The organism is Streptomyces sp. NPDC059247, from assembly GCF_042754005.1.
GTDB lineage: Bacteria > Actinomycetota > Actinomycetes > Streptomycetales > Streptomycetaceae > Streptomyces.
In genome coordinates this window covers 95,461-110,596 of sequence record NZ_JBHYZW010000001.1, presented here as the reverse complement: position 1 = coordinate 110,596, position 15,136 = coordinate 95,461, and the positions used below count along the sequence as shown (strand labels likewise).

At 72.4% G+C, this 15,136-nt stretch carries 14 protein-coding genes; 4 read left to right on the top strand and 10 right to left on the bottom strand.

The window, feature by feature from the left end; genetic code table 11:
- Positions 1 to 7: 7 nt before the first annotated feature.
- Together ACFXGN_RS00480 and ACFXGN_RS00475 are read right to left on the bottom strand one after the other, a co-directional pair.
- Positions 8 to 1,651: a hypothetical protein gene (locus ACFXGN_RS00480; RefSeq protein WP_384851495.1), complete on the bottom strand. Its 1,644-nt coding sequence runs from the start codon at positions 1,649 to 1,651 to the stop codon at positions 8 to 10.
- Positions 1,652 to 1,747: 96 nt separating this feature from the next.
- The gene (locus tag ACFXGN_RS00475) at positions 1,748 to 2,713 is read right to left on the bottom strand and encodes a fibronectin type III domain-containing protein (RefSeq protein ID WP_384851493.1); all 966 of its coding nucleotides are present in this window, start codon (positions 2,711 to 2,713) and stop codon (positions 1,748 to 1,750) included.
- 154 nt (positions 2,714 to 2,867) lie between these two features.
- Here ACFXGN_RS00475 and ACFXGN_RS00470 point away from each other — a divergent pair, with 154 nt between their 5' ends.
- Positions 2,868 to 3,470, top strand: a complete 603-nt coding sequence (locus ACFXGN_RS00470) for a hypothetical protein (protein ID WP_384851491.1) — start codon at positions 2,868 to 2,870, stop codon at positions 3,468 to 3,470.
- A 230-nt stretch (positions 3,471 to 3,700) separates the two neighbouring features.
- On the opposite strand, the gene ACFXGN_RS00465 is transcribed toward ACFXGN_RS00470, so the two are convergent.
- The 8 genes from ACFXGN_RS00465 to ACFXGN_RS00430 all read right to left on the bottom strand — a co-directional run bounded on the left by ACFXGN_RS00465 (position 3,701) and on the right by ACFXGN_RS00430 (position 10,980).
- Complete coding sequence (locus tag ACFXGN_RS00465) at positions 3,701 to 5,050, bottom strand: nucleobase:cation symporter-2 family protein (RefSeq protein WP_384853060.1); 1,350 nt, start codon at positions 5,048 to 5,050, stop codon at positions 3,701 to 3,703.
- Positions 5,051 to 5,443: 393 nt separating this feature from the next.
- Entirely contained in the window at positions 5,444 to 6,832 is a 1,389-nt protein-coding gene (locus ACFXGN_RS00460) for an 8-oxoguanine deaminase (RefSeq protein WP_384851489.1), read from the bottom strand.
- A gap of 48 nt (positions 6,833 to 6,880) precedes the next feature.
- Positions 6,881 to 8,287 carry a nucleobase:cation symporter-2 family protein gene (locus ACFXGN_RS00455; protein ID WP_384851487.1) on the bottom strand — a complete coding sequence of 469 codons (1,407 nt, stop codon included), beginning with the start codon at positions 8,285 to 8,287 and terminating at the stop codon, positions 6,881 to 6,883.
- 72 nt (positions 8,288 to 8,359) lie between these two features.
- Positions 8,360 to 9,283, bottom strand: a complete 924-nt coding sequence (gene pucL / locus ACFXGN_RS00450) for a factor-independent urate hydroxylase (protein WP_384851485.1) — start codon at positions 9,281 to 9,283, stop codon at positions 8,360 to 8,362.
- Between the two features lie 5 nt (positions 9,284 to 9,288).
- Positions 9,289 to 9,678 (bottom strand): hydroxyisourate hydrolase, encoded by a 390-nt coding sequence (uraH, locus tag ACFXGN_RS00445; RefSeq protein WP_384851483.1) that lies wholly within the window; start codon positions 9,676 to 9,678, stop codon positions 9,289 to 9,291.
- The gene (uraD, locus tag ACFXGN_RS00440; RefSeq protein ID WP_384851481.1) at positions 9,675 to 10,190 is read right to left on the bottom strand and encodes a 2-oxo-4-hydroxy-4-carboxy-5-ureidoimidazoline decarboxylase; all 516 of its coding nucleotides are present in this window, start codon (positions 10,188 to 10,190) and stop codon (positions 9,675 to 9,677) included. Before uraD ends, uraH begins: the two co-directional genes overlap by 4 nt.
- Before the next feature lie 155 nt (positions 10,191 to 10,345).
- Complete coding sequence (locus ACFXGN_RS00435) at positions 10,346 to 10,684, bottom strand: helix-turn-helix domain-containing protein (RefSeq protein WP_384853057.1); 339 nt, start codon at positions 10,682 to 10,684, stop codon at positions 10,346 to 10,348.
- 44 nt (positions 10,685 to 10,728) lie between these two features.
- The gene (locus tag ACFXGN_RS00430; protein ID WP_366445191.1) at positions 10,729 to 10,980 is read right to left on the bottom strand and encodes a hypothetical protein; all 252 of its coding nucleotides are present in this window, start codon (positions 10,978 to 10,980) and stop codon (positions 10,729 to 10,731) included.
- A gap of 140 nt (positions 10,981 to 11,120) precedes the next feature.
- Here ACFXGN_RS00430 and ACFXGN_RS00425 point away from each other — a divergent pair, with 140 nt between their 5' ends.
- From ACFXGN_RS00425 to ACFXGN_RS00415, 3 genes are all read left to right on the top strand, one after another.
- On the top strand, positions 11,121 to 11,954 hold the full coding sequence (locus ACFXGN_RS00425) for a TIM barrel protein (protein ID WP_384851479.1): 834 nt from the start codon (positions 11,121 to 11,123) through the stop codon (positions 11,952 to 11,954).
- Between the two features lie 220 nt (positions 11,955 to 12,174).
- The gene (locus tag ACFXGN_RS00420) at positions 12,175 to 13,065 is read left to right on the top strand and encodes a 2-hydroxy-3-oxopropionate reductase (protein WP_384851477.1); all 891 of its coding nucleotides are present in this window, start codon (positions 12,175 to 12,177) and stop codon (positions 13,063 to 13,065) included.
- 189 nt (positions 13,066 to 13,254) lie between these two features.
- On the top strand, positions 13,255 to 14,712 hold the full coding sequence (locus ACFXGN_RS00415) for a catalase (protein WP_384851475.1): 1,458 nt from the start codon (positions 13,255 to 13,257) through the stop codon (positions 14,710 to 14,712).
- Positions 14,713 to 15,136: the final 424 nt, after the last annotated feature.

The following is a 15,136-nucleotide window of genomic DNA, read 5'->3' as shown; positions in this document are numbered from 1 at the left end:
GCCCGTCTCAGGCGTCCGGGAGCCGTCTGCGGAGGGCGCGGACGACCTGCGCCATGTGCTGGACGTGTCCGACGCGGAGCCAGATCCCGGGACCGCCGGTGCCGGTGCCGGTGGTACGGGAGGACGGGCGCGTGCGCCCGGCGCCGGGCGGGGCGGGGGATTCCGCGCCGGGCGGGGCGGCGGGTCCCGTACGGGGCGCCCCCGAGGGCCCGGTGGGGGGCGCGGTGCCGGGTGCCGTAGGGGGCGCGGCGGCGAGGACCGTACGGGATGCGTCGCCGGGTCCCATACGCGCGTCGCCGGAGTCCGTACGGGATGCGGTGCCGGGTCCCGTAGGGGTCGGGGCGGCGGGGTCCGGGGAGGGCGGGCCGGATCCCGCGACGGGGGCTCCGGTGGGGTCCTCCTCGCCGAACGCCTCGCCGCAGGGGTCGGCGCGGCCCGTACCGCACGGACCGGGCCCTCTCCCGGCGTTCGCTCCCCGCGCTCCGGACGCGCAGGCCAGGAGCCAGCGTTCGCCCCGGCTGAACTGTCCGCCCCGGAAGCCCTCCGCGCAGACGATCTCCCGGGCCGAGGCGCGGACCGCGTCCGCGTGGTCCGGTCCCCGGGTCGGCACCCGGGCCAGGACGAAGGTGCGTTCCATCGTGTAGCGCACGGTCCCCCACGGGGCGCCGCCGTCCGCCTTCAGGGGCCGGTCGGCGCTGCCCGCGTGGTCGGCGCCGTAGTCGCCGTACACCACGCGGACGTCCGGGCGTTCGGGCCCGTCCACGACCATGTGCCAGAGGTCCCAGTCGAACCGGTGGGCCTCCGCCAGGGGAGCCCCGTACGCCCCGGGGTACGCGCGCGGGAAGGACCCGGCGAGCAGGACGACGGTCCGCCAGGGGTGGAGCGGGACGAGGAGGTCCAGGGCCCGCAGCGCCCACTTCTCCGCCGGGTGGTGCTCGTCGACGACGGAGCGCAGGTCGAGGAGCAGGTCCACCGGGCAGTGCGCGAAGGCGACGCGCCGCAGGAGGCGCCGGACCCCGTCCCGGAGGGCCTCGCCGGGCGGGGCCGTCAGGGGGACGCGCACGCCGAGGCCGTCGCCGTTCCCGAGGGCGGTCTCGGCGGTGGCGGTCTGCTGCCGGGCGGGACGCTCGACGCCCGTCACCGGCCGGAGCGGGCTGCCGGGGCGTCCGTACCGGAGGAGCTCTCCGGCCGGAAGGCCCGTCCCGCCCTCGGCGTGGAAGGCGTCGACCCAGGCGGGACGCCCGCGCTGGACGGCCTCGATGCGGTCCAGAGTGGTCCTCAGGTGGTCGGCGAGACGGCCGGGGTGAGGGCCGGAGTCAGGGCGGGAGTCAGGGGCTGGCCGGGGGGTGGGGTCGGGGTCGGGCTCGGGGTGGGGCCAAGGGGCCGCCCGGGGATGGCGCGGCCGGGCGCTCCGGGCGCGGCTCCCGCCGCCCGGGGGCGGCACCGTCCAGAGGGGCGTCACGCACGCGCGCGCCCGGGTCGGCAGGAGGGCGTACGCGTCGAGCGCGCTCGGCCGCGCGGGCAGCGCGGGCACGTAGAGCGGCGGCTCGGCGGGCCCCGCCGCCGGGCGCCCGTCGTCCGCCTCCGCCGACGGGTGGTCTGGCGGGTCCTCGCGGTGCCTCCTCGGCGATCCGGACATCGGCTCGGACATCGGCGCCCCCCAGCGGCCGTCGCATCCCCTGTTCGCAGGGTGCGGGGCGGCGGTCCGGAGCGAAAGGGCGCATTTCCGGCCAGTCGCGCCCTCCGGTCAGCGCACGACGACCGTCCTCGGCGCCGAGAAGTCGCCCCAGGTGCCGTCGGGGAGCTGGGCGCGGAGGGTGAGGGTGTAGCGGGTGCCCGGGGGGTCCTGGACCGGGAAGGTGTAGGTGGCGCGGCCGGGGGGCGGGGCGTTGCCCCAGACGATCGTGGTGGCGAAGCGGCCGTCGAGGTCCAGTTGGTGGTGGGTCACGGGAGCGCCGGTGACGGGCGGCAGCCAGGTGACGGTGATCTCGCCCCGGGCCGCCGTGACGACGAGGTCGGCGGGGGCGGTGTTCGCGGGGGCGCCGGGCGAGGCGGCCGTGGTGAGGTCCACGGGGGCGCTGTCCTGGGAGGAGTTCTCGGCCGCGTCGCGGGCGCGGACCGTGAACGCGTAGGCGGTGCCGGGCCGGAGCCCGGTGACATGGGCGGTGGTGGCGGTGCCCGGCACGGTGTGGATGCGGGTGTCGGCCTGGTAGACGTCGTAGGCGGTGACCTTCGTGTCGTCCTTCGCCGGGCGCCAGTGGAGGGTGGCGGCGCGGCTGCCGTCGGGGGCGACCCGGAGCCCGGTCGGCGCGGTGGGAGCCGCGCGGTCCTCGGCGGCGGAGGGAAGGGTGGTGGCGGTGACCGTGGCGCTGGGCCGCGAGACGTTGCCCGCCGCGTCGCGGGCGCGGACCGTGAAGCGGTGGGTGCTTGCGGGGGCGAGCCCGACGACATCGGTCATCAGGGTGGTGGCGGGCAGGTCCTTGACCTGGCGGCCCTCGCTGTAGACCGTGTAGCCGGTGACGGCCCGGTCGTCGGTGGCGGCGCTCCACATGACGTGGACGGTGCGCGAGCTGCCCGCCGTGGCGGTGACGCCGGTCGGGGCGGTGGGCGGTCCGGTGTCCTTGACCTCGGGAGCGGCGGCGGCGGAGCAGCCCATAAGAGCAAGGCTGAGCGCGAGGGTCGTCAACAGGCTTGTGGCGAACGGGCGTTGCACGGGCCGGCCTCCATCCTTCGGAATGGTCCAGACCTATATCGCACACCGGGGCCGACTCCGACAAGGGGGCGTCGGCGGGACGGGCGCGGGAGCGTTGTCAGTGGGGTGCGCTTCACTGGGAACATCACTCTCCGTAGTCGATCCAGGGGGAATCATGACGGACCGTACGATCTATGTGACGCACGTCGGAGTGCGGCGCCGGGGCTGGACCGACACGATGGTGCGGGATCTGCTCGGCACGCCCGATGTGCAGGGCCGCGACCCGCGCCGCTGGTCCCTCACACCGGTCCGGCTCTATCTCCTCGCCCGGGTCGAGACGGTGGAGCGGACCCCCGAGTTCGCCGGGAGCGCGGCCCTCGCCCCCGGACGGTCCGCCGCCGCGCTGGCCCATGCCGAGCGGCGCCGGGCCGCCGTGCTGGCCGCCGTCCGCGCGGAGCCCGTGGAGGTGCCCCGGCTGCCGGGGCCCGAGCTGGAGCGGCGGGCGGTGCGCCACCGGCGGCTCCTGACGGCCCGGAGCCCCGGACCTGACGGGGAGTCCGTACCGCCCGAGGTGTCCCGGGAGTCGCTCACGCGATGGCAGGTGAGCTATCTGCGGCAGGCGCTGTCACGGTACGAGGCCCTGCTCGACGGCCTGTACGGGGAGACCGGGCGCGGCGAGGCCGAACGGCTGCTCCGGAGGCGGCTGTACGAGGCCATCGCCGCCGCCTATCCCGCGCTGGCCCGGGAGTGCCGACGGCGGATCGCGGTGGAGGGGTGAGCGGCGGGGCGGGTACGGGGCCGCGGGCGGCCGGGCGGTGCTCGACGGCGGGGGTCACGGGGTCCGGAAGGCGCGGTGCGCGGGCCCTGACCGGTCATCGGAGCGGGACCGTACGGCCCGGCGCGCTCTCCCTCCGGGCGGGAGGCCATCGTGCCCCGTCCCCGCCGGACGCCGGAGCCCCGGGTCCGGCGGGGTGCGCGGGGCCCGGGGCGGGTGGGGGGAGGGCGGGTTCAGTGGAGGTGCGCCGCCTTCGGGGTGCGGGCGCCGGAGATCTCCTCGCCCGGTTCCATCGGCGCGGTGACCTCGTCGTCGTCCCGGCCCCCGCCCAGGTGGTTGAAGACCACGTTGAGCAGGACGGCGGCGACACAGCCGGTGGATATGCCGGAGTCCAGGATGATCTGGGCGGTCTCCGGGAAGGCGTGGTAGAAGTCCGGCTTGGTGATCGGGATGATGCCGACGGCCAGCGACACCGCGACGATGAGGACGTTGTTGTCCTTCTCCAGACCGGCCTTCACCAGGGTCTGGATGCCGCTGGCGGCGACCGAGCCGAAGAGGACGACGCCCGCGCCGCCGAGGACCGGCCGGGGGACGACCGATATCAGCGAGGCGGCGACCGGCGAGAGGCCCATCAGGACCAGGAAGCCGCCGCCGCAGGCGACGACGAAGCGGCTGCGGACGCGGGTCATGGCGACCAGGCCGATGTTCTGCGCGAAGGCGCTGCACATGAAGCCGTTGAAGAGGGGGCTGATCGCGGAGCCGAGGGTGTCGGCGCGCAGTCCCGCCGCGATGGTCTTCTCGTCGGCAGGGCGCTCGACGATCTCGCCGAGCGCCAGCATGTCGGCGGTCGACTCGGTCATGGAGACCAGCATCACCACGCACATGGAGATGATCGCGGCGAGGGCGAACTGGGGGGCGCCGAAGTGGAACGGCGTGGGGAAGCCGACGACGTCCGCCTCGATCACCGGGGAGAAGTCGGTGACGCCGAAGGGGATGGCGATCAGCGTGCCGATGACGAGGCCGACGAGGACGGCGATCTGCTTCAGGAAGCCCCGGGTGAAGCGGCGCAGCAGCAGGACGACGACCAGGGTGATGCCGGCCAGCGAGAGGAACGTGGTCGAACCGTAGTCGGCGGCCCTGGGATCGGGTCCCTGCGCCCAGCCGAACGCGACGGGGAGGAGGGAGACGCCGATGAGGGTGATCACGGTGCCGGTGACGACCGGGGGGAAGAACCGCACGAGCCGGGAGAACCAGGGGGCGGCGATGAAGCCGAGGACTCCGGCGACGATGACCGCGCCGAAGATCACGGGGAGGGCGTCGGCCTTGTCCCCGGTGGTGTCGACGATGGCGAGCATCGGCGCGACCCCGGCGAAGGTGACGCCGTTGACGAAGGGCAGCCGGGCGCCGATGTTCCAGACGCCGAGGGTCTGGAGGAAGGTGGCGAGGCCCGCGGTGAACAGGCTGGCGCCGGTCAGGAAGGTGAGTTCGGTGCCGGAGAGGCCGACGGCCGCTCCGACGATCAGGGGCGGTGCGACGACGCCCGCGTACATGGCGGCCACGTGCTGGAGGCCGCTGGTGAGCATCTTCAGTGGGGGCAGCTTCTCGTCGACCGGATGCGTCTCGTGGTCGTCGGGGGCGGAGCCTGCGTCTTGTGCATTGCGAACCTGGGGCTTTGCGGCCACGGCGGTTCCTCCGGTCGGGTACGCGTCGGCGGTGACGCGGGTGTCAGGGAGGTGGTGCGATGCGGTGCGGGGTGCACGAGGTGCGGCTCGGTGCGGGGGTGGTGCGGCGCGCGCGGAGGGGGTGCGGCGCGGGGTACGGGTGCCCGGTGGGGGGTGCGGGCGTGGCTCACCGTCCCGGGAGGTGCCGTACGACTTCTGCGTACGGCACCTCCCGGCCCGGCTGCCGCGGACCCCGATCGGGTCCGCGGCGACCGGCCGAGGGCCGTCCCCCTCGGCCGGACTCCGTGGGGAGGGTCAGCCCCGGGCCGCGATGCGGGCCAGGCGCTGCGCCTCCGTGCGCGCGTCGCGCGCGATGGTGTCCTCGTCGACGGTGAGCAGACGGTCGTTCTCGACGATCTGACGGCCGTTGACGAAGGAGGCGGTGACCGGGGCCGCCGCGCCGAAGACGATGGCGGTGACCGGGTCGGCGATCGTGGAGTGGCCGAGGCCGTCGATCTTCCAGAGGACGAAGTCGGCGAGCTTGCCCGCCTCCAGGGAGCCGATGCTGTCGGCCCGGCCGAGGACCTGGGCGCCGCCGTAGGTGCCCAGTCGCAGGGCCTGGCGGGCGTCGAGCGCGGCCTCGCGGTGGGCGCCGAGCCGGTTGATCAGGAGCGCGTTGCGCAGCTCGGTGTGGAGTTCGCCGGACTCGTTGGAGGCGGTGCCGTCGACGCCGAGGCCGACGGGGACGCCCGCCTTCAGCATGTCGGGGACGCGGGCGATGCCCGCGGCGAGCCGCGCGTTGGAGGAGGGGCAGTGGGCGACACCGGTCCCGGTGCGGGCGAAGGCGGCGATGTCGGAGTCGTTCATGTGGACGCAGTGCGCCATCCACACGTCCTCGCCGAGGAAGCCGGTGGACTCGAAGTAGTCCGTCGGGCCCATCCCGAACAGTTCGTGGCAGAACTTCTCCTCCTCCACGGTCTCCGAGCCGTGGGTGTGCATCCGTACGCCGAGGCGGCGGCCGAGCGCGGCGCCCTCGCGGAGGAGTTCGGTGGAGATGGAGAAGGGCGAGCAGGGGGCGACGGCGATCTGGGTCATCGCGTCGAAGGAGGCGTCGTGGTACCTCTTCACCGTCTCCTCGGTCGCGGCGAGCGCGCCCTCGGTCGTCTCGACGGCGAAGTCCGGCGGCAGGCCGCCGTCCTTCTCGCTGCGGTCCATGGAGCCCCGGGCGAGGGTGAAGCGGACGCCCATCTCGGAGGCGGCGCCGATGATGGCGCCCGACAGGTCACCGGAGCCCACCGGGTACACGTAATGGTGGTCCATGGCGGTGGTGACACCGCCGCGGGCCATCATCGCGAGCGAGCCCCGCGCGGCGGCGCGCACCATCGGTTCGTCGATCCGGGCCCAGGTGGGGTAGAGGGCGACGAGCCAGTCGAAGAGGTTGTGGTCGGTCGCGAGGCCCCGGGTGATCCACTGGTAGAAGTGGTGGTGGGTGTTGACCAGACCGGGTGTGACGAGGTGGCCGGTGGCGTCGATGCGCCGGACCACGTTCTCCAGGCCCTCGGGGGCCTTTCCGGCACCGATGGACTCGATCCTGTTGCCCGCGACGACGAGGTGGCCGGAGGCGTGTTCGGTGTCGTGCGCGTCGACGGTGGCGATCGCCGCGTTCTCGATGACGACGCGCTGGACTGCCGAAGGTGCTGCCATGGCGGTTGTTCCTTCGTTCCTCTGGGGTGGAGTGGGCACGGCAGGACCCTAGGAGGATTTGAGTGCCGGGGCCGCCTGGCGGCTCCGGGTGCCGAGATGGTGGAAGAACAGGTTGAGCAGGACGGCGACGAGCGCGCCGGCGCTGATGCCGGAGCCGAGGACCGTCTGCGCCCAGGCGGGGAAACCGGCGTAGAAGGTGGGGGCGGCGAGCGGGATGATGCCCGCGCCGAGCGCGACGGCCACCAGGATGATGTTGGAGCTGTCGTCGAGTCCGGCTTCCGACAGGGTGCGGATGCCGCTGACCGCGATCGAGCCGAAGAGGACGATGCCCGCGCCGCCGAGGACCGGCATGGGGACGGTGGAGACGACCGCGCCGAGGACGGGGAAGGCGCCGAGGACCAGGAGGGCGCCGCCCGCGACGGCGACCACGTACCGGGACCGTACCCGGGTCAGCGAGACGACGCCGACGTTCTGGGCGAAGGCCGAGGTCGGGAAGCCGCCGAAGACGGGTCCGAGCAGGGTGGCGATGCCGTCGGTGCGCAGTCCCCGGGTGATGGTCCGGCCGTCGCTGCGCCGGTCGCAGATCTCGCCGAGGGCGAGCATCCCCGCGCTGGACTCGGTCATGAGGACCAGCATGACGATGCAGAGGGAGAGGATCGCGGCGGGCTGGAACTCGGGGGCGCCGAAGGCGAAGGGGGTGGGCAGGGCGGCGACGGGTGCCTCGCGCAGGGCGCTGAAGTCGGCGAGGCCGAAGGGGATCGCGGCGAGGGTGCCGATGAAGAGGCCGAGGAGCAGGGCGATCTGTCTGACGAAGCCCTTGCCGAAGCGCTGGAAGAGCAGGATGACGACGAGGGTGAAGCCCGCGAGCGCCAGGTGCCTCATGGCGCCGAAGTCGGTGGCGGTCTTGTCGCCGCCCTGGGCCCAGCCGACGGGCACGGGCATCAGGGTGACCCCGATGAGGGTGATGACGACGCCGGTGACGAGCGGCGGGAAGAAGCGCAGGAGCCTGCCGAAGAAGGGCCCGACGGCGAGGCAGAAGACTCCGGCGACCATGACCGCGCCGTAGATGGCGGGGAGTTGACGGCCGGGGGCGCTGGTCTCGGCGATGGCGAGCATCGGGGCGATGCCCGCGGAGGAGGCTGCGTTGACGAACGGGAGCCGGTTTCCGGCGAAGCGTCCGACGCCGAGGGTCTGCAGGACGGTCGCGCAGCCCGCGATCAGCAGGCTGGCGGCGATGAGCCGGGTCATCCCGGCCGCGTCCAGGCCGACGGCCTGGCCGATGATGAGCGGAGGGGTGACGACGCCTGCGTACATGGCGGCGATGTGCTGGAGTGCCGCGGGGACCAGCCGCGCGGCGGGGAGCTTCTCGTCCACCGGATGGACCTGACGGGTGGTGTCCGGCGAGGTGGAACACGGGCCTTCGGCGGGTGCCGGCCCCTTTGCGGGCTGTGCCATGAGATTCCCTCCGGTCTGGCGCGGCCCCGGCCCGACTGCGGCGCGGGCGGGGGCCGTTCACTCAGATGCCGCTTAGAGGTTGGTCATGTCGACCGGGATCCGCGCCGTGGCTCCGTCGCGGAGGACGGTGGCCTCGATGAGGCCGTACATGCGGTCGGCGGCGTAGTAGACCTCGTTGTCGTTCTTCAGTCCGAAGGGTTCGAGGTCGACGAGGAAGTGGTGCTTGTTGGGGAGCGAGAAGCGGACTTCGTCGATCTCCGAGCGGTGGTTGATGATCCGCGAGGCCATCTGGTAGAGCGTCTGCTGGAGGGAGAGCGAGTAGGTCTCGGCGAAGGCCTGGAGCATGTGCTTCCGGGTCTCGGCGTAGGACCGCTCCCAGTGGGGCATCCGCTGCTCGTCGTCGGTCCAGTTGAACCGCCACCGGCCGGAGACCTGGGTGGCCAGGATGCGGTCGTACGCCTCCTGGAGCGTCGTGTACTTGTCCTTGATGTAGCCCCAGAACTCCGAGTTGGTGGAGTTCATGACGACGAGGTCCTTGAGGCCGGAGATGACCTCCCAGTTCTCGCCGTCGTAGGTGATCTGGGTGACGCGGGTCTCCTGGCCCTGGCGGACGAAGGAGTGGTTGACCTCGTCGGCGCCGATGAACCTGGAGTTGGCCTCGGAGGTGGCGATGCGGTCCCAGGCGTACTCCTCTATCCGGATGCGGGCGCGCCGGATCGGCTCCTGGCTCGACACGAAGTGCCGGGCGAGGTGGATGCCGAACTGCTCGGCGGACTCGATGCCGTACTCCTTGGCGAACGCGAAGACGGTGTTCTTCGTCGTGTCGGTGGGGAGGCAGTGGGCGTTGGAGCCGGAGAGGTGGAGGTCTTCGAGGTCGCCGGAGAGGGCGACGGAGACGTTGAGGTCCTTGATGTGGTGGGTGTCGCCGTCCCGCGTGATCTTGACGACGCGGTTCTCTGCTTTGCCGTACTGGTTCTGGCCGAGAATCGTGGGCATGTCTGCTAGCTCCCTCGGTATACGGAGTAGCCGAACGGGTTGAGCAGCAGCGGTACGTGGTAGTGCTCGCCGGGGGCGACGGCGAACGTGATCGCCACCTCCGGGAAGAACGCACCGCTGTCCCTTACGCGGGGGGCGTCCTGCTGCGCCTCGGCTCGGTTCTTGGAGAAGTACGTCTCGACCTCGAAGTCGAGGCGTACGTGGGTGGTGCCCTCCGGCAGGGCCGGCAGGTCCTTGCAGCGTCCGTCCGCGTCGGTGGCCGAGCCGCCGAGCGCGACCCACTCCGCGTCGGAGCCGCCGCGGGCCGCGAGCGTGACGGCCACGCCCCCGGCGGGGCGGCCGATGCTGGTGTCCAGGATGTGGGTGGACACCGAGGCCGTGGTGTCGGTGCTCATCGCGCGTCCTCTTCTTCTACGAGTCGGGTCAGCCGGATACGGTTGATCCTGCCCAGTTCGGTGCGGACGGTCTCCCGCTCCGCCTCGGGCGAGTTCCCGATCCGTTCCCGGAGCGCGTCGCGCATCTGCTCTCCGGTCCTGCCGGTGGCGCAGATGAGGAAGACGTGGCCGAACCTGTCCTGGTAGTCCAGGTTGAGTTCGAGCATCTCGGCCTTGAGTCCCTCGGAGGCGCCGTCCATTCCCCTCTGTTCGCGGGAGGATGTCGGGTCCCCTGCCTTCGGACGACCGATCGGCGGGTGCCCCGCCATCGCCTCGGCCAGATCCTCGCCGGTCAGCTCGGCCATGGCGGCGTCACTGCTGAGGAAGAGGGCTTCGGCGGTGGTGTACGGGCGCTGGGCGAGGATCTTGCTCCCCCACGCCGAACTGGAGCACACCTCGTGGAGCGCGGCGACGGCCTCGCTCTCCGCCGAGGTGTTGAACCGGGCGAGACCCGGTGTCGTACCTGAAGTCACGGGAAGCCTCCGTGGCTGTTTTTCGCTGTGCGTCGGACGGGCTGCGGATAGCTAACGCCCTCGACAACACGACGTCAACACTTTGTTGAAAACTCGGTCACGCAAAAGCCGTCGTCCCGACATCCGGACGACGGCTTGCGGTGGTGACCGGTCAACTACTCGCCTTGGGCCGCCTTTTCCCTGCTCAGGGCGGTCTCCCGGTTGAGGTAGTTGTACACCGTGAAGCGGCTGACCCCCAGGGCCCCGGCGACCGTCTCCACCCCGTGACGCACCGAGAACGCGCCACGCGCCTCCAGGAGCCGGACGGCCTCCTGCTTGGCCTTGCGGTCGAGCTCGGCCAGCGGCATCCCGTGCCGCCGCTCCATCGCGGCGAGGATGTGGTCCAGCGATTCGGACAGCTGCGGCAGCCGTACGGCGAGGACCTCCTCGCCCTCCCAGGACAGGACCACGTCGTCGGCCTCCGCCTGCGCGGGGCCGAGCAGCTCGGCACCCATCGCGTCGGCCAGCGGCCTCACGGCGGCGACCAGCGGGTGCTCGCTCACTCCCCACCCTCCCCGATCACATTGACCTGGAGGGAGACACGGGTGGCACCGGCCGCGAGGGACCGGCGCAGCAGCTCGTCGACCGCGCCGAGGACCGCGTCGGCGCCGCCCTCCGCCGTGTTGCCGAAGGGACCGACGTCGACCGCGTCCAGTTCGGCGGACTGGATGACCTCACGGGCCACGACCGCGTGCGCCGGGGCCTCGTCGAGGTCGAACGGCTCGGTCGTGAACTCCACTCTCAAACGCACCATGGCCCCACGCTACGGCCCTGCCGTGACCCACGGGAGCCCCGGACCTGCGGAGACCCCTTGACAAGTACACCGCCCGCCTTGCAGCATTCCGTCAGACAGAAACTTACTTCCGCGATACGGAAGGAGCGCCGCCCCTCATGGGATTCACGGACCAGCGCTTCGATGTGAACCTGTCGATCCTCTTCACGGAACTCCCGCTCCTGGAGCGCCCCGCGGCCGCCGCCGCGGCGGGCTTCACCGCGGTCGAGCTGTGGTGGCCCTGGATCGACACCGCCACCCCCGAACAGAGCGAGCTCGACGCCCTCAAGAAGGCCCTCGACGACGCCGGCACCCGGCTGGTGGGCCTGAACTTCTACGCCGGACAGCTCCCCGGCCCGGACCGCGGCGCCCTCTCCGTGCCCGGCGAGGAGTCGGACCGGTTCCGGGCCAACATCGAGGTCGCCGCCGACTTCGCGGCCTCGGTCGGCTGCCGGGCGCTCAACGCGCTCTACGGCAACCGCGTGGCGGGCGCCGACCCGCGGATCCAGGACACCCTGGCCCTGGAGAACCTGGTCCTGGCCGCCCGCGCCGCCGACCGCGTCGGCGCGATCCTCCTGATCGAGACCCTCAACGAGCCGGAATCGCCGCTCTACCCCCTGGTGAGCGCGCCCGCCGCCATCGAGGTCGTGGACAAGGTGAACGCGGCCACCGGCCTCGGCAACGCCAAGTTCCTCCTCGACGTCTACCACCTGTCGATGAACGGCGAGGACGTCAGCCGGGTCATCGCGGAGTACGCCGACAAGACCGGCCACGTGCAGATCGCGGACAAGCCGGGCCGCGGCGCGCCGGGCACCGGCGAGCTGCCGCTGGAGCGGCTCCTCGACGAACTGACCAAGGCCGGGTACGACGGCTGGGTCGGCCTGGAGTACAAGGCCGCCGACGCCGCCGCGTCCTTCGGGTGGCTCCCCGCCGGGGCCCGCGCCGCCCACTGACCCGGGCGGGACCCCGGAAGGCGGACCGCCGACCCCGGCGGGACTCCGGGAGACACCCCGGCACCCCGGCACCCCGGCACCCCGGCACCCCGCCACTCCGGCAGGACTCCGGCAGCCGGTACCCGTCGGCCCGGCGGGCCCCGCCTCCCCGGCCCACCCCGCCGACCGCCCGTCGGCCCGCGACTCCTCCCCGTACCACCCGCTTTCGAGAGGCACCCTCATGAGCACCCTTCCCAAGATCGCGTGGATCGGTCTCGGCATCATGGGCTCCCCCATGTCCGAGAACCTCCTGAAGGCCGGTTACCCCGTCACCGGCTACACCCTGGAGCAGGACAAGCTGGACCGCCTGACCGAGGCCGGGGGCACCGCCGCCGGGTCGATCGCCGAGGCCGTCGCGGACGCCGACGTCGTCATCACGATGGTGCCCGCCTCCCCCCAGGTCGAGGCCATCGCCTACGGCCCCGAGGGCATCCTGGAGAACGCCCGGCGGGGCGCGCTGATCGTGGACATGTCGTCGATCACCCCGCAGACCTCGGTGGACCTGGCCAAGAACGCCGCCGAGAAGGGCATCCGCGTCATCGACGCCCCGGTGTCCGGCGGCGAGGCCGGTGCCGTCGAGGCGGTCCTCTCCATCATGGTCGGCGGCGAGCAGGCCGACTTCGACGAGGCCCTGCCGGTCCTGGAGGCCCTCGGCAGGACCATCGTCCTGTGCGGCCCGCACGGCTCCGGCCAGACCGTGAAGGCCGCCAACCAGCTGATCGTCGCGGTCAACATCCAGGCCTGCGCCGAGGCCGTGGTCTTCCTGGAGAAGTCCGGGGTGAACCTCGGGGCCGCCCTCGACGTCCTCAACGGCGGTCTGGCCGGTTCGACCGTGCTGACCCGCAAGAAGGACAACTTCCTGAACCGGGACTTCAGGCCCGGCTTCCGGATCGACCTCCACCACAAGGACATGGGCATCGTGACCGACGCCGCCCGCAACGTCGGCGCGGCCCTCCCGGTCGGCGCGGTCGTCGCCCAGCTCGTCGCCTCGCTGCGCGCCCAGGGCGACGGCGGTCTGGACCACTCGGCCCTGCTGCGCGCCGTCGAGCGCCTCTCCGGCCCGCAGGGCTGATGCCCGCCCCGGCTCAGCCGGGGCCCCCGATCTCCGGCCGGTGGCGGCGCTGACAACCTGTCCTGTCGCGCCCAGGCGCCGCCACCGACCGGAACACCCCACCTCCTTTTCAACAAACTGTTGACGTCCTGTTCGGGCCGAACCTACGCTCCTCGGACCGTCAGCAGAGCCCCCGTACGGAAGGTCACGATGTCGAAGCGCGTGCTTACGACCGAGTCCGGCGCCCCCGTCGCCGACAACCAGAACTCCGCCACCGCCGGCGTCGGTGGCCCCCTCCTCCTCCAGGACCAGCACCTGCTGGAGAAGCTCGCGCGCTTCAACCGTGAGCGGATCCCGGAGCGCGTGGTCCACGCCCGGGGCTCCGGCGCGTACGGCTTCTTCGAGGTGACCGACGACGTCACCGCGTACACCGGCGCGCACTTCCTCGGCGAGGTCGGCAGGCGGACCGAGACCTTCATCCGCTTCTCCACCGTGGCCGACTCGCTCGGCGGCGCGGACGCGGTCCGCGACCCGCGCGGCTTCGCGCTGAGGTTCTACACCGAGGAGGGCAACTACGACCTCGTCGGCAACAACACCCCGGTGTTCTTCGTCAAGGACCCGATCAAGTTCCCCGACTTCATCCACTCGCAGAAGCGCGACCCCTTCACTGGCAAGCAGGAGCCGGACAACGTCTGGGACTTCTGGGCGCACTCCCCCGAGGCCACCCACCAGATCACCTGGCTCATGGGCGACCGAGGCATCCCGGCCTCGTACCGGCACATGAACGGCTACGGCTCCCACACCTACCAGTGGACCAACGAGTCGGGCGAGGCCTTCTTCGTCAAGTACCACTTCAAGACGAACCAGGGCGTCCGCAGCCTCTCCGCCGAGCAGGCCGCCGAACTGGTCGGCAAGGACGCCAACTCGCACCAGACCGATCTGCTCCAGGCGATCGAGCGCGGTGTGAACCCCTCCTGGACGCTGTACGTCCAGGTGATGCCCGCCGCCGAGGCCGCGGAGTACCGCTTCAACCCCTTCGACCTCACGAAGGTGTGGCCGCACGGCGACTACCCGCTCCAGCGCGTGGGCCGTCTGGTCCTCGACCGCAACCCGGACAACGTCTTCGCCGAGGTCGAGCAGGCCGCGTTCTCCCCGAACAACTTCGTCCCGGGCATCGGTCCCTCGCCTGACAAGATGCTCCAGGGCCGTCTCTTCGCCTACGCCGACGCCCACCGCTACCGCCTCGGCGTCAACCACACCCAGCTCGCGGTGAACGCCCCGAAGGCGACCGTCGCCGAGAACTACGGCCGGGACGGCCTCATGGCCACCCGTCAGGGCTCGCGCCACGACAAGAACTACGAGCCCAACTCGTACTCCGGCCCCGCCCAGACCGACGCGGCGCTCTCCGCCCCGCTGGCGGTCCACGGCTGGACCGGCACCCACGCGGCCCCGCAGCACACCAAGGACGACGACTTCTTCCAGGCGGGCGAGCTGTACCGGCTGATGTCCGAGGACGAGAAGGGCCGTCTGGTCGCCAACATCGCGGGCGGTCTGTCCCAGGTGTCCCGCGAGGACGTCATCGAGAAGAACCTCGCGCACTTCGCCGCCGCCGACGCGGACTACGGCAAGCGCGTGGCCGAGGCGGTCCGCGCCCTGCGCGAGGACTGATACTCCCTCACTTTCCAGACTGCGTACGGCATATGACGGGAGGTCAGTGCCGTACGTGGTCCGGATCGACCGGCCCGAATGAGGGGTGGCCGGAGATCCGGACAGCGTGCGGACCGCGGCGGCGACGAGCCAGTGCGGTGGTAAGGGCGTGCGGCCCCCCTTCCCGACCTGAAGGAGAGGGGAGTGCCGGCCGCCCGTCGCCGCCGCCGCGGTCCCAACGCCCTCACGCTCCGCCCGGCGGCGCGGACGTCCTGTCGCGCCGGCCCCGTACCGCCGGGCGGTCACCGGCGGAGAGCGCGGAACCAGGTCTACGGTCCCTGGTCCCGCGCTCTTCTCCTGCGCCCCTCCTCTGTACCGCCCCGCCCTTCCTGCTCGCGCCCTTCCTACGCGCGCCTCGCCTTCTCGTACGAGGCCTTCCTGTACG

Coding starts and splice junctions, on each gene's coding strand:
- ACFXGN_RS00470 (WP_384851491.1), top strand. CDS start 2,868: ATGACGGACCGTACGATCTATGTGACGCACGTCGGAGTGCGGCGCCGG.
- ACFXGN_RS00460 (WP_384851489.1), bottom strand. CDS start 6,832: ATGGCAGCACCTTCGGCAGTCCAGCGCGTCGTCATCGAGAACGCGGCG.
- ACFXGN_RS00455 (WP_384851487.1), bottom strand. CDS start 8,287: ATGGCACAGCCCGCAAAGGGGCCGGCACCCGCCGAAGGCCCGTGTTCC.
- ACFXGN_RS00420 (WP_384851477.1), top strand. CDS start 12,175: ATGAGCACCCTTCCCAAGATCGCGTGGATCGGTCTCGGCATCATGGGC.
- ACFXGN_RS00415 (WP_384851475.1), top strand. CDS start 13,255: ATGTCGAAGCGCGTGCTTACGACCGAGTCCGGCGCCCCCGTCGCCGAC.
- ACFXGN_RS00480 (WP_384851495.1), bottom strand. CDS start 1,651: ATGTCCGAGCCGATGTCCGGATCGCCGAGGAGGCACCGCGAGGACCCG.
- ACFXGN_RS00465 (WP_384853060.1), bottom strand. CDS start 5,050: ATGCTCACCAGCGGCCTCCAGCACGTGGCCGCCATGTACGCGGGCGTC.
- ACFXGN_RS00435 (WP_384853057.1), bottom strand. CDS start 10,684: ATGGGTGCCGAGCTGCTCGGCCCCGCGCAGGCGGAGGCCGACGACGTG.
- uraH (WP_384851483.1), bottom strand. CDS start 9,678: ATGAGCACCGACACCACGGCCTCGGTGTCCACCCACATCCTGGACACC.
- ACFXGN_RS00425 (WP_384851479.1), top strand. CDS start 11,121: ATGGGATTCACGGACCAGCGCTTCGATGTGAACCTGTCGATCCTCTTC.
- pucL (WP_384851485.1), bottom strand. CDS start 9,283: ATGCCCACGATTCTCGGCCAGAACCAGTACGGCAAAGCAGAGAACCGC.